Origin of the sequence: Pseudarthrobacter sp. W1I19 (assembly GCF_030817835.1) — a bacterium.
Taxonomy (GTDB): Bacteria; Actinomycetota; Actinomycetes; order Actinomycetales; family Micrococcaceae; genus Arthrobacter.
Window position 1 is genome coordinate 3,292,229 of sequence record NZ_JAUSZR010000001.1, and the last position, 14,406, is coordinate 3,306,634.

The window sequence follows — 14,406 nt, forward strand, 5'->3', positions numbered from 1 at the left end:
TGCATAAATTCGGTGGTCATATCGTCGCCAAGCTGCGCCAAAGTATTGGCGTTATCCACGTTTACGGCCGCGGACAGGCGGTGGCGGTCGCCACGCGTTGACGTCGTCCCGGGTCAGCTGCAGTTGTGCCAGGAGCTGGTCTATCTGGCTGGTGACCGCTTGTGCTGCACTGGACCCGAATTCCGGTTCGAGCTCGGTGTGCCACTGGTGCAGCCACGGCTCCAGCTCGACGAGCCCGGCAACCATCGGCACCAGAGCTTCCTCCGCCACGCCGATGGCCTGCTGGTTCATGATCTCGCGGACCAGCGCAACCGCCTGGTCACGGTGGCTCCAGCCGGCCCAGCCGAGTACAAGGCTGCTGTCTCCCTCGCGTCCGACGCCCGGATACAGTACAAACCTTTCTTTGGGAACATCAAGCTTTCCGCGGGCCTTCCAGTACTCAACCTTTTGGTAATCCGCCGCCGAGTACTTGTCTGGAATTTGAATTGTGACCTTGTTCCCGGCGTCCTCGCGCCGCTGCAGATCCCAAACCCTCTGCCACTCATTGTATTTCTCGAGGCCCGAGGGTTTGTACCGGTAAGCCGCCAAAAAAGGGACCGCTTGGGTGCTTGTCAAAGACCCAATTACCGCCACAAGATCTGGTTCTTGACTGCCCGTCAACTCTCGTGCTAATTGGAGCAGGAACTGATCGTGACGGAGCATGTCGGCAAGCTGGGCCACCGAGCGCGTGGTAGTTCCCTGGTGGTCGCGCCACAGTTTTGCATCCTCGAGGTGGTCGAGTATCGCTGCGTGCAGTGAATCTCGGAGCTGCTCCTCCCAAGGAGCAGTTGCCCAACGACGCTTGTACTCTGGACGTTCAAGCATGCGGATCTTCCAGTCCGACTCTAGGATAGCTAGCCGCTTCTCCACGAGAACTCGGTAGTCCTCAGGCCAGTCCGCGGGCACGTCATTCAGCTGCGTCAATCCGTGCCTTTCAAACCAAGCTGATTGCTCTTCGCCACCATCAATGCGCCGAGCCAGCGCAATTTCAAACGCCCGCTGCCCACTGTGAATAAGCTCCATCGATGAACCACTGTAAGTCATCGGTTCATCGACAAGTTCGTAGAGAGCGTATGTTTCCCAGTCCAACTCTTCCTGCTCGAAAACCATTCTTTGGACGGCATAGGCCCATCGACGCTCGGACCGCTCAATCAGCTCAGCAAGACTTTCTGTCCGCCCTTCAGAGACCCATTTCGCAACTATGTTGGAGGGAGAAACCATCTCCCGCTGTTGCGCCAGCTCGTCGAGCACGCCCCCACGAATGCCTGGTAGCTTATCCGGCAACGGGTACTCTTTTAGCTTCGTGCCTGTAAATTCATAGCGCCAGCCCCAAGGTTCGGCCTGATCCCCCCCCTTGCTGTGGCTGACCTGCTTGAGCCAAAAGCACACTAAGGAGGTGTTCATCAAACCGAACACCCCAAGGAATTGTTCCTCACTCGCATCTCCTGGCAGCTTGATTACAGTCGCCGAGTGATGAACGGGGGCCCCCGATCGATCAATCATGAAGTGATTGTGGGTAGCAACCAAAGGAAATACAATTACCCGGTCATTGCCGATTTTGTCGGGGTAAACTTCGCGCCACTCCCACCATGTAAGTCCACGTTCCCGCATGGAGATCCCAAATTTTTTGCGGCGGGATAGGTGTTCGCGAAACATCCACAACAGCTTTTGACTGGTATTTCCAATACTGTCGAAGAGCAAGGGCTTTAGGTTTTCCCCTTGGGTCCAAATAACAACTTCACTTAGGCCTGCTGCGTAGTCGCGAACCTCGTCCCCTCGCACCACACGCACCCCTGGACGAATGGAATCTGAAAGTCGCCGTGTCGGTTCCCCGAGGAAGTAAAACTCGTCCTCACCCGAAACGACCGATAAACCCATTGTCGCCACCACCTCTTTTACCCGGGAAGACGAGGTTGCCTCGAGCAATTGCTTCAAGTCGCTTGCACCACCGCCTCCAAGGGACCACGGATGCTTCGACAGCACACTTCGTTCCAAATTCGTTACACTCACGAAAGTTCCGTCGTGGCCTGGGTCCTCCACGTGAGCCACAATTTCAGTCCACACAAGTCCATTAGCGGGGTTTGCTGGTATGCCAGGCTCACCTCGTACCCCTAAGACAGCGCGGACAGTAGCTGACACTGGGCGACGACGCCTGCCAACCAGAATTACGGTCGGAGTTCCGTGCCCTGGGATGTAGGCGCCAGATGTGTCAATTACCTCTACGAGATCTACCGGGTTCTCCTGCCCCAGCTTTACATTCCGGCCGCCGAAGAAATCCTCGACAAGAAGCTTGCCAAATTCTCGTTTCATAAACGAGTTGCCCGTGATTTGGCCCACGTACCCGGCAGACCGACCTTGCTCACCGCGAATAGACAGGCGGAAGAACAGCTCCATGAATGGTACGGTCAGCGCGTACTGGCGATGAGTGGTGGCATAGGCAGCGCGGTAGGCTTGGTTGAGCGTCCGATCTTTGACCGTGATGTAGGGCGGGTTTCCCACGACGACGTGGTACCGCCCAGGTTTGAGAATGTCGGTGTATTCGCCGAGGTCCTCGGTGGAGTAGGTATAGGCGTCCTCACCGAAGAGGGCATTAGTGACGCCTTGTTCCCCCAGGAGCGAGTCCCCGATGGCCAGATGGAACCCCCACTCCTCCAGCCCGACCAAAGACTTCTCGCCCGCGGCCAGGATCCCCGCGACCGTGAGACGGAAACGGGCAATAGCCACGGCAAAGGGGTTCAGGTCCACGCCATGGATGGAGTCCATCGCCTTGCGGACCCGCTGCCTGGGATCCATGCCGGGGGCCTCGGCAGCCCACTGTTCGTTGAGGCGCTCGAAAGCCCCGAGCAGGAAGTGACCGGATCCGCAGGTAGGGTCGATGACCTTGAGTCCGTCGACGCCGAACTCGGCGATCGCGGGCGTCAGGGTGCGGTCGAGGATGAATTCTTCAACAAACACCGGCGTCTGCAGCAGCGCGTAAGTTTTCTTCGCATGATCCGACAGGTCCTGGTACAGGTCACCCAGGAAACGGGTGTCCAGATCCGGGTCGGTGAAGTCATGCACCAGCACGCCGTCGCCGCGAGTGCGGCGCCAGAAGCCAACGAGCCCCTTAGCGGCCTCGGCGCTGATCTCCGCGGTCCAAACCGGATTATGCCGGGGATCGACAAGAGCTGCCCCGGCGGGCTGGGCAGCCAGCACCCGGAACGACTGTTGCAGCCAGTCACGGTCATGATGACTTCTGTTGACGCGAAAATACGCAGTCTGGTTCTCCCGGGCGCGGAGGACCCGGTCACCAGGCCCGGCGATCCAGCTGACCGGGACCGGCACGCCGTCCAGGACGGCACCCATGAGCAGATCGTTGTCCTCACAGAACCGGACAAACGTCGTCGCAAGAACCCATGCGACAGCCGCCTGATCAACCTCGTTGTCCCGCCACACCGACCACGACAGACCCGTGCGCTCACGCTTCACCGCCTCCGCATGCTCACGCTGCAAGGCAGCGCCCCACACGGTGCCTGGGTCATCGGCCCGCGACTTCAGGTCAGCCTGCAACACCCGCAACTGAACCTTGAGATCGGAAAGAAGGGCGGAAGAGTCAATCATGAACGGTCTCCGGAACGCTGCATAAATTCGGTGGTCATATCATTAGCAACCTGGGTCAGGTCGGACGGAAGGTCTAGCCAGCCACTGGGGCCGAGCGGAACCGAACGGCCTTCCAGGAGCGGGGCGCGGGCGTCGCCAGCTTTGGCAACCAGTAACCAGCGGGCGGCGGGCCGCTTGGTGCCCGTGTCCAGCAGGGTGGCAAGGAATGAGGTCATCCCGTAGCGCACCAACGGGCCGGCGTTTGTCAGCAGAAGGGGGCGGTCTGAACTGAGCCGTTCTTCCCACACGGGTTTGACGGCCACTTGAACGACCCCCTCGAGCGCCTTCCACTGCTTGCTGTCACGGTCCAAAGCGTCATAGGTCAGCAGGCCGTTCCAGATACCGCCGGCCTTTTCAATTTGCTCTCTCGTAGCCCTAACGACGAGCTCGGCGATGTCGAGCACTTCGATGCCGAACCTTGAGGCCAATACCCGCTCGGCCAAAACATAGCGTTTGGGGGCCACAGTCAGGGTGAGTGCTGCATGCCTTTGAAGCGACTCCGTGAGCTTGCGCGAAATCTCGGCGGCGGGTGTAGCAGCAAACTGAGTCGTTGATACCGTACCGGTGGTGTACAACGCCGTGCTCTTGGGGGCGAATACCCCGTTCTGATACACAAGCTCGGGGTAGAGCTCACGCATAAGCGCGGTGAGCCGATTGGCAGCCGGCAGCGGTTCGGTCAGATGGGGGAACCGCGCACTGAGCGTACGCTGCACCGCCATTTGGCTGATCGAACGGCCTGGCTTACCGCGCATCGCATGTTCCAAGGCCTCCTTGACAGGCATTTCCCGTGGGTACAGCTCGTGGAACCCCGACACAGCCGCCGTCTGGCTCGCCGCCGCAGCCAAACGCAGGAGGCGGGCGTCGGTTACCTGCCACTGGCCGACGCCGTCAAGGTCACCGACGACGCTGCGAAGTTCAGTGGTCGCTGTGCTGGCGGCGACGACGCCTCTAACCACCAGTTCATCTGCTTTACTGCCGAGCTCGCTGGCTAGCTCGGTGAGCAAGTCTGCAGGCGGGGCAGCCGGGCCGTCCTCGGAGACCTCGTCGTCCTCGCTCAGCGCCAACAGGTCAACCTTGGCGCCTGCACGGCGGCGTAGCACGAAAACCGGGTGGCTGTTCCGCGCATCAAGCTCGATGATCGCCCTGATGAGCGCAGTGCCGTAGGCAGAGCGTTGGGCACCGTCAAGGGTGGAGCCACGAAGAGTCAGGAGCGCGGCGACAGCTTCTGGCACGGTCATGACGCGTCCAGCATTTGCCACAATATTACTTAGCTCACTGCACGCCGTGAGGAATGATTTGTCCTTCGACCACTCAGCGACAGCGTCATCGAGCATACCGGTAACGCGTTCGCGAGTGGTCTGGAAACTGCTGGCGATCTCGGCAGCGGTGGGCCACAGGGAGCCGTCGCCGAGGCCGAGCAGGCCTTGCGCGAGCGGCTTGTCCGCCGCGGGAAGCCGCTCGAGGAGGTTGTCGACTACCCTGTCGACACCAAGGGCTACGTTGAGCCCAGGTGCAGACTCGGTAGGCCGCAAGAAGGTACGCCACTGCTTGATGCGTCGCTGGATTTCCTTGCGGTAGGTTTCACCCAAGCCGCGGATGCCGTTGATCTTGACGGGGTGGACGCCGAGGAGATCGCCAACAGTGACCACGCCGTCCAGGCGGCGCAGCGCAGAGAGTGCTTGGGCTGACAGGCCGGACTGCTCAAGCGGCGTCTCCAGGGTCGCCTTGGACGCCAGTTCCTCGTCCTTTTGCAGGGCGTCGTCGTTCAGGTCAAGGCTTGCGAAGACGCCGCTCCAGGCACGCAACAGGTCTTCGACGTTGCCGAAACGCTCCTTTACGTCCGGCGACAGCGCCTTGCGGAACAGCTCGGCAAGAGGCCCGCCGACAGCCGGATCGAACGACGTCGGCTCTACGACCGGGGAGTCGGTTGGGCTGGCAGGGGTGTTCGCTCCGTTGGTCCACCAAGGCAGCACCCCGGTCGCCATTTCGAACAGCGTCGCTGACACTGCCCACAGCTCAGCTGCCCGGTCGTAGCGGGTGCGGCGTCCTTTGCCCAGATAGGGATCGAGGTACCCGGGGGTGCCCGAGGTGATGTTGTCTAGCGGCTCACGGGCCAGCGAAAAGTCGAACAAGGTCAGGTGCGGCTTGCGGTATGCAGGATCCGGTGCGATGCCCAGATTCGCCGGCTTGATGTCCCGGTGGAAGACGCCTTGGGCGTCGACGAGGTAGGCCATGGCTTCCAGAAGATCGGTTCCCCAGCGCTGCAGCTGCTCCAAGGTCGACTGGCCTTCCTTAGCCAGACGCGTAGCCAAAGTCTCCTTGCCGGCGTCGGACATGAGCAGGACGCGGCGGCCGCCGAGGAACAGCGTCTCTGTCAGCCGCACGACACGCGGGTGCTCAAGATCCTTGAGTACCGCAGCCTCGACGTCGAGCCTTCGACCTGCCGCGTCGTCCCGGGCGATTTTGAGAATGACCTCCTTGTCGTCGCCCGAGTTATCGTCCAGTACTGCAAGGGCAATGCCGGAAGACCCCTCACCGCGGCGATTGACCACGAGGAACCGTCCCTCGATCATGTCGGCAGTCTGGGCGTCCAGCGGGTCCTTGACCTCGACCGGCGGGGCTTGGGTGTCAGGCCGACGCGCTTCGTCCCATGCCATGCGGATAAGTTCCAGCGCGTCTTCCAAGGACGAGGGCCGGACAGTTTCGTCAACACTGGTCAACTCCGCCACAACCTCGGCCAAGGTGTCCGGAAGACCGGCGGTGACCGCACGGGGATCGAATCGCCCAGCCTGCTGCTGAATCTCTTGAACCTCGACGATAGTCGTACCCGGGGCCTTGCCGGTCAGGATCAAGAACGCCAATGCACCGAATCCGAAGACGTCCAGAGGTGTGCCAGGCACGTCAGTCACCGAAAGACGTGCTTCCGGCGCAAGCCAAACCAGGTCCACAGCGCCTGCCACACCGAGCAGGTCCGTCACACCGCGGCTGATGACGGTCCAGTTTGTTGAAGTGGCCGTTTCGCTGTTTTTCTGAGCAGAGTACCAGTCCCGTACTTCAAGGCGGGGCCCGTCCGGTGATGGCCGCACCCATACCCGCTGTGGTGACAAAGCGCGGTGAAAAAGATGACGGTTATGGGCGAACCGGAGGATGTTCCCAAGTTGTTCGGTCATCGCTACGCGGTCGTCCAACGTCAGGACGGCGCCCTCGTCTACAAGGTAGGCGTCGAGTGGACGCTCGTTATCTTGATATTCGAAGACGAGCGCCGGCCCATCATCGGTTGTCAAGTACTGATGCGGTACTGCGATGCCCTCGTGGCGGATGCCGAAGGTAAGTTGGTACTCCCTTTGGGCGAGCTGCTCAATGCGCTTGCGCTCCAGCGCGGACGCTTTGGGAGGTACGTCGTACAGGCGCAACCGCTGCTTTATTTTCGACAAGTTCGGGTGAGTAACGACAACGTCTTGCCAGTCGACACCTTCTGCTACTGGATCAGAGTCAGCGACAGCGTAGTCGCCCACCATCCGGGTTTTAGGGGTCGGACGGAAATCCGCCCTGTCGCAGAGCTGCCGCACCATGTGTGCGCGCTGGGGGTCGATGAGATCCCGGGGGTTCTCCGGCGGCGTCGCCAGGAATTCGCTCAACCGCTGCAGCGGAGGCCTGGAGGCCACGTTATATCCGTCAAGCTTTATGACACCTGCTCTCCCGGAGGCATCGACTGCGAATGTGGAGCCCTCTCCATGGAGCACAATGAGCGCCGTGATCCACGGAACTGACCGCTCCACGTGGGATGGCGCATAGGACTTCAGAAGCGACGCGAGGCGCTTCCCCTTCCTGTCAGTTACCAGGAACGGGTTGGGGTGCGTCTTCCCGGGCTGATACCAGCGCTGTGAGTTGCCGGTAATGGTGCCATGCCAGCCCTTGAGCTCCACGCAGAAGAGACCAACCGGGGTTAGCAGCAAGACGTCAATTTCCGCGGTGCGGCTATTGGTGTCGATAAAGGTCAGGTTGACCCAGGCAGTGGTACGCCCATCGTCCGGCAAAACCTTGCGAAAGGCCTCGAGCGCGGCCGCCTCTTCCGGCGTAGCAGGCGGTCCCATCACCTTCCAGTGGGGCGAATCAGCCTTCATCGGATTATCGGTACTCCCCCATTATTGAATGTCCCCTCGCACTGCTGTCAGTGTCCTGCACCAACATCATAGATCGCGTATTGGGGCGGCAGTTCACTGCGCTCCCGTTAGCCGCCGCGATAAGTCCTCGTCGGATACAAGGCACAAGACGTGAAACGAAGGATTTCCTGAGGATTGTCGCAGCTTCACAAGCCGTGGGAGCCCGGTGCCATAATGTGCAGTTGGGGGACGATTCGTAGTTGCGGAGTGCCACCATTGCACACGTTTGGCACCAGCGCAGAAGCGAGTCCTCAGAACCATGACCTCCCTGATCTCCTGGCTCGACGCATCCACCGAGGAAAACTCGAAGATGCGTGAGCTCGTTAAGCTCTTCGGCACGCCCGAAACCACGGACGACCTCGGCATGGGCCAGCTCCGCGACGCGATCAGCAACAGCCTGTTCCCCGGCACGTCCGTACTGCACCTCGGCGCACGTTACATGCTCCTTGTCCCCTGGGCCTATCAAACCGCTCACCGCGGCACTAGAAACCCTGAGGACCTTCGGAAGCGGTCCGAGGAATCTGAGCGGCAGCTGATTGGCCGGTTCAAGGAACTGGGCGTGGAGAGCTTCATCGGCCGCGACGCCGGCAGAAACGTTCAGCAGCTGCCATCAGCGGCCTACTGGTCGGCACTTCGCCGATACGGGATCGTCAGCCCAGAGACAGATCGCTCCGCCGTCGCACAACTAATGTGCGCAGAGACCCCTTCCCCTGAGGAAGGCGAAAACGCCTACTACATCTGGGATCCAAGCCTGCCAAAGCCGCCGGAAGGCTTTCCGCAGTCCGAAGAGAATGGACTGACGCTGTCCCACGATGAAGCGCGGTGGCTCCAGGAGCGGATCCTTATCACTTGCGCGGGCACAATGCTGGCTCACGTCGTTGGCTCCGCGACCAGTCCCGAACCAAAGTCGCGGGCACCTTGGGTTGACCCCGCATGCCGCAGTGCGGAGGGAGGACCAGCGCGGTGGCTCAACGATGCTGAAGCATTCTCCTTCATTCACAACGGTGCCACCATCCTCTATCAGCACCTTCTCGCGGAGCTGTCAGGAAAGACTTTCTCCAAAGAGGCCGACACTCTGGAGCCAACACGGGATCTCCTGGAAGCCTGGGAAGAACGCCGCGACAGCAAGCGCCAACTCCTCGCCAACTGGGACATCGAGGATTACCTCGGCCGTGCCAAAACCCTGAACAAAGGCATTAACAGCAGCACTGCGGACTTCGCCCGGGAAATGCTCGCAGCCGCCGTAAGCCCCAGGAAGCTGATCGACAACGCAAATTTCCGCGAGGCGGTCGAAACCCGGGAGAAGCTGATGAAGAAGTCCAACTCACGCTTTCGCAACGAACGCCGGCTCCGTGCATGGCAACCGCCAACCCAAGTTGCGTCGCTGACCTTCCGCTGGACCCAAGTCCGCCGAAACGTACTGGATATCCACGCCGGGCTGGTCCGGGAAGGACAGGCAAATGCTTAATCCAGCAAACAGGCAGGCACTCACCCAACAACTGCGCCCGCCAGCCGGATTCCGGCTCGCCCATGCCGTGGGTACCACCTTCACTTTGGACATGACCAGCGCACTGTCGGTACCGCTGAGCTTCGTCGCCGGTTCCGGAGAAGAATTCACCAATCCGGTGGCAGTTCTCAGTGCCCTGCGTAAAGTCTCCGACCGCGTAGACATCTTTTGCCAGGCCGGCCACATCAAGGCACCTTCGGATGCCTCCGACCTGCTCGCGCTGCTGGAACCGATGGTCCACCAGGTCAGCGTCAAAAGCGGCCTGTTCCACCCCAAAGTCTGGCTCCTTGAATTCGAGAACGACCACGAGCGCCGTTACCGCTTCCTGTGCAGCAGCCGCAACCTCACCACCGACGCCAGCTGGGACCTTCTCGTCCGGCTGGACGGCGAACCCGTGCAGGACGTCGACGATGTCGGCCCGGACAGCGGGCCTCTTGCGCGCTTCATCGCCGGGCTCCCCAGCCTCTGCACGGTAAAGCCCGACGCCGACCGACTGGCCAGGGTGCGCGGCCTCGCCTCCCGCCTCGCGAACGTCCGCTGGGACCTGCCCGAGGACATCCACCGTCTGGCGTTCCACCCGATGGGCATGGGAGAAGACTTCGAACAGGGCTCGATCGTGGCCCACCTCCGAGACCCAGAGAACTTCATTGCGCTGAACAACAAAACAGGGAACGCAGCCTTCCTGGGACGCGACAAGCTGGTCATCTCGCCATTTTTGGACGACCGGCTGATCGGCCGGCTGCAGGACCGCTGGACAGAGAACCTCTACGTCTACTCGCGAGGCGACCAGCTGGACCTGCTCAACGAGAAGACCGTGGCCGATACCCGTACGTCCTTCCAGGCTTTCGACGAGCTCGGCATCCCCGAGTCGGCGGACTCAGGTTTGAGCGAGATAAGCGAATCAGGAATCCAGCGCGTGGCAGATGACCTGACCGGCCTGCATGCCAAGGCCTACTTCTGCGACTACGACCACTTCACCTACGCCCTTCTGGGATCCGCCAACGCCACCGAGGCAGGGTTCACGCGGAACGTGGAGTTCCTGTTGGAAATGCGCGGAACCAAGAAGCGTCTCGGGGTACAGCGGATCAGGGAAAGCATGAAGGACGTTCCCTTCGCGGTTTATGACGGTACGGGCGGCCAAGCCCGCTCGGAGGAAGACAAGGCAGCCTTCCGACTCGAGAATGCCCTGCGGGATGCCGCAGCGCACCGGTTCCTCCTAGACGCCGTTCCCGATGACGGACCAAAGAACGCCTTCACGGTGACCGTCTCGCATGACTGGTCGCCGAAGCCCGAGTTCACCGCGACGCTGAGGCTCCTCTCGCTCCCCCAGCCGAGCGCCGTCGTCGAGCCTTCCTCTGGCCCGCATGGCCATTCCTTCCGAGCAATACCGCTCGCAGACGTGACCCCTTACCTGGTGCTCACGCTCGAGGACCCGGACGCCAAATTGTCCAAGAGCACGGTGATTCAGGGCAGCCTGCGGACGGACCCCGAGGGGCGGCTGGATGAGATCGTCGCCCGCCAACTCGATGATCCGCAGAAGCTGCGTCAGTTCCTGCTGCTGTTCCTCACGCCCGAAGATGCGCTGCCCGGCTCCGGAACCGGCACTGGGTGGTTCGCGAGTTCCGGTTTTGGAGACGGATCCACCGCCGGACTCTTCGAGGCGATGGTGGGTGCTATGGCTGGCCCCGACGCGTCGTCCGTGTTTCCAGACTTGAAGGTGGTCATGGACCGGCTGCTCGCCCTTCGCGGCGATGATCCGGAGATTCAACAGCTGCACGCACTGTGGACGGCAGCCACGGAGGCACTAGACATGGGGGAACTTTATGGGGTTTGACGCAACGCCTGCTCTGGAGGGCCTCCGCGGGTTCCAGCGCCGGACCGTGGAACACGTCTTCAAACGCCTGTACCTGGACGATCAGCCGGCGGACCGCTTCCTTGTGGCCGACGAGACAGGCCTCGGTAAGAGCATGGTGGCCCGGGGCGTCATAGCGAAGGCAATTGAGCGACTCGACCAGAGGGACTCCGGCGTGGACCGCATCGACGTCGTCTACGTCTGTTCCAATGCTGACCTGGCAAAGCAGAACCTGAGCCGTCTAAACGTCACAGGCCAGAAGGACATCATCGAGTCTGGAAGGCTTACACTGCTGCCCACCGAGTTGGCCAAGCTCAACGCCCCGGCGGCGCCCGGGACCCGCAAGCGCGTCAACTTCATTTCGCTGACACCGGGTACGTCGTTCAATGTGGGAGGCGCGACAGGGCAGGCGCGGGAGCGGGCCGTGCTCTTCCGCATCCTGGCGCAGCTCGGCGTCATTTGCGAGGAGCAGCATTCCGACGCCGTTGAGCTTCTTCGCGCCGGCTCCTCGACCGAGCGATTCGCTCGCCGCGTGCAATACATGCACGAGCAATTCCCTGGTGGTTTTTCCGTCCCGGTACGGAACCGTTTCCGGACGATCGCCCACCAAAGCGGCAATCTGCCCGCGTTCCGCAAAGCCCTCCGTGATGCTTCGCGCGACGGAGCTAATGCTGTTCGGCCCCGCATGAGCGCCATTATCGGTGGCCTACGGGGAGACCTCGCCCAGGCAGGCCTGGATTGCCTGGAACCGGACCTGATCATTCTCGACGAGTTCCAGCGCTTCCGCGATCTGCTCTACTCCCCCGGCACCACGTCCGAGGAGGATGCCGCCACAGAGCTCGCCCGGCAGTTCCTCAATTACAAGGGGGCCAAGCTCATCCTGCTTTCGGCGACGCCGTACAAGGCGCACACGGCTGCGAATGACGCTGACGGCGACGATCACGCCGCGGACTTCCGGCAGCTGCTGCGGTTCCTGAGCAGCGAGCGTTCCGGGTATATGGAAAGCCTCGAGGCAGGTCTGGACGACCGGCGGACGCAGCTGCTCAAGCAGGTACCGGACGATGCGCTTACCGAGCGGATTGAAGACCGGCTGAAGATGTTTATGGCCCGGACGGAGCGCCCACAGCTGGGCAAGGACGACATGCTGTCCGTGATTGAGATGGCGCCTACCGATGTCCGGGCTGCCGACCTTACGAGCTACAAATCTCTCTCCGCATTGTTCCGGGCCACCCGCACTGGCAATCCCATGGAGTATTGGAAGTCCGTGCCGATGTTCGCCCACTTCCTGACGGACTACAAGGTGGGCAGGATGCTGGACGGGCGGATCCAATGCGACCGCGAAGCCGTTGACCCGCTGCTGCCGGCGCTGACGACGATCGATGCAGATGCGTACCGCCGCTATGGCGCCGTGGAAACTGACAACGCGAAGTTCAGGGCCGTGCGGGACCACACCGTTGGGCAAGGCTGGTGGAAGCTGCTGTGGATGCCGCCGTCACTCCCGTACGTTGAGCCTTCCGGGGCTTTCGCCGAAGTTGGAGCGGCCGTTACCAAGCAGCTGGTCTTCTCCGCGTGGAACGCCGCTCCGACGGCGATCACCACGATGCTCTCCTACGACGCTGAACGGCAAATTCTTGAGGGGTCTCCGCTGCACGGTGAAAACACCGCTGATGCCCGCCAGCGTTTCCGTGGTCGATTGCGGTTCCGTGTCCGCGAAGGTGAACCACAGGCTATGTCCACCTTGGCGTTGTTCATTCCCCATGCTGCCCTTGCCTTGGTTGGTGATCCGTTGCAAAGCGCGTCCATGAGTGGCTCTGCGGTGCCCGCCGACGTTGTCCGGGATGCTGCCGCGACTGCCGGCAACACCATCCTGGGCGGCACGTCCGTCGACCATGCGAGCCGCCTCGGCGCATGGGCTTCCTATTTCGGAGTTCCGGGCGCTCTGCCGGCAGAGTGGAAGAACGATGCCAAGCTGGCGACGCGAGAGCTGCGGCAGCTGGACGAGTTCACCCAGCAGCAAGGCAAGGCCAGCGAGGGCGGGGAAGTCGACCAGGAAGGCGGTTCCGAGGCCGGGCTATACCTTGCCCACATTGAGCGCATGTTGGAGGCAACCGGCGGCGAGCACACCGGTTGGGAAGACGGAATCGAAGACTTGGCCGTCAACTCCCCGGCCAACTGCCTCTACCGCGCCTTGCGGCGTGTGGTTCCCGATGACTTCGACGGTGCTGAGCTCTGGAAGGGCGCAGTGTTCGCGGCAACCGGCCTGCGTACGCTGTTCAACCGGCTCGACGCCACGGAGCTGCTGGACAAGCTGTATCCCGAAGGCGATTACTGGCAGAAGGTCCTGCGCTACTGCGAAGCTGGAAACCTCCAGGCGGTGCTGGACGAGTACGTCTTCCAGCTCCGCAGCCAGCAGGCTCCTGGGCAGATCACCAACGAGCAGCTGTGGGTCCTGGCCGATGACGTCCGTCGCTCGCTGTCCCTCAAGCCGGCACAGATGCTCGCCAAGTATCCCGACGGATCCCACGAGGACCTCCGGATGGGTGTGCGCTTCGCCGTGAAGTACAGCAACGCCAAGACTGACGACGGCGACAGCAACCGTATGCCCGATGTCCGGAGAGCCTTCAACAGTCCGTTCTGGCCGTTCGTGTTGGCCTCCACGTCTGTGGGCCAAGAGGGCATCGACTTCCACTGGTGGGCGCACTCGGTGATCCACTGGAATGTCCCGGGCAATCCTGTCGACTTCGAGCAGCGGGAGGGGCGGGTGCACCGGTATCTGGGACATGCGGTACGTAAGAACGTGGCAGATGCCCACGGCGCCGCGGTGCTAAAGCCTGGGGTGACGGATCCGTGGGAAGCACTGTTCTCGGTTGCCGCCTCTGAGATCGCTGCGCGGCTGGAAGATTCCGGCTCTGAATTCGCCCCGCACTGGATTCACCCCGGAGCACACAAGATCGAGCGACGACTGCTGGATCATCCACTGAGCCGTGATGTGCCGCGAACCAAGCACATGTTGGCCGGGCTGGCGAAGTACCGGCTGACCCTGGGGCAGGCCCGGCAGGACGATCTGCTGGGGCTGATCAAGGATGGAGCGGAGATCAAGCCCTTGAACTTGCGGCCGTAGAACGAAACAAACCGCCCAAGATTGCAGGAAACCACAATGGCGAGCGCCGTACGTTCAGCTTGACTAGACGCTCGCATATTATTCA

General features: G+C 61.6%; 5 protein-coding genes. 3 read left to right on the top strand and 2 right to left on the bottom strand.

Annotation, left to right across the window (positions count from 1 at the left end):
* Positions 1-51: 51 nt before the first annotated feature.
* Both pglX and pglW read right to left on the bottom strand, forming a co-directional pair.
* A complete protein-coding gene (pglX, locus tag QF038_RS15280) occupies positions 52-3,639 on the bottom strand; it encodes a BREX-2 system adenine-specific DNA-methyltransferase PglX (protein ID WP_307610925.1) in 3,588 nt (1,195 codons plus the stop codon).
* Entirely contained in the window at positions 3,636-7,802 is a 4,167-nt protein-coding gene (pglW, locus tag QF038_RS15285; RefSeq protein ID WP_307610927.1) for a BREX system serine/threonine kinase PglW, read from the bottom strand. The genes pglX and pglW overlap by 4 nt, the downstream gene beginning before the upstream one ends.
* Positions 7,803-8,100: 298 nt before the next feature.
* Between pglW and QF038_RS15290 the strand changes: the two genes are divergently transcribed.
* From QF038_RS15290 to QF038_RS15300, 3 genes are read left to right on the top strand one after another with little or no spacing between them, the layout of a single operon-like run.
* The gene (locus QF038_RS15290; protein WP_307610929.1) at positions 8,101-9,309 is read left to right on the top strand and encodes a DUF6361 family protein; all 1,209 of its coding nucleotides are present in this window, start codon (positions 8,101-8,103) and stop codon (positions 9,307-9,309) included.
* The gene (locus QF038_RS15295; RefSeq protein WP_307610932.1) at positions 9,302-11,182 is read left to right on the top strand and encodes a phospholipase D family protein; all 1,881 of its coding nucleotides are present in this window, start codon (positions 9,302-9,304) and stop codon (positions 11,180-11,182) included. Before QF038_RS15290 ends, QF038_RS15295 begins: the two co-directional genes overlap by 8 nt.
* Positions 11,172-14,321, top strand: a complete 3,150-nt coding sequence (locus QF038_RS15300) for a helicase C-terminal domain-containing protein (protein WP_307610934.1) — start codon at positions 11,172-11,174, stop codon at positions 14,319-14,321. Before QF038_RS15295 ends, QF038_RS15300 begins: the two co-directional genes overlap by 11 nt.
* Positions 14,322-14,406: the final 85 nt, after the last annotated feature.

Bases quoted from the DNA above. Each gene is read 5' to 3' on its own strand.
- QF038_RS15300 (WP_307610934.1), top strand. From the start codon at position 11,172: ATGGGGTTTGACGCAACGCCTGCTCTGGAGGGCCTCCGCGGGTTCCAG.
- pglX (WP_307610925.1), bottom strand. From the start codon at position 3,639: ATGATTGACTCTTCCGCCCTTCTTTCCGATCTCAAGGTTCAGTTGCGG.
- QF038_RS15290 (WP_307610929.1), top strand. From the start codon at position 8,101: ATGACCTCCCTGATCTCCTGGCTCGACGCATCCACCGAGGAAAACTCG.
- QF038_RS15295 (WP_307610932.1), top strand. From the start codon at position 9,302: ATGCTTAATCCAGCAAACAGGCAGGCACTCACCCAACAACTGCGCCCG.
- pglW (WP_307610927.1), bottom strand. From the start codon at position 7,802: ATGAAGGCTGATTCGCCCCACTGGAAGGTGATGGGACCGCCTGCTACG.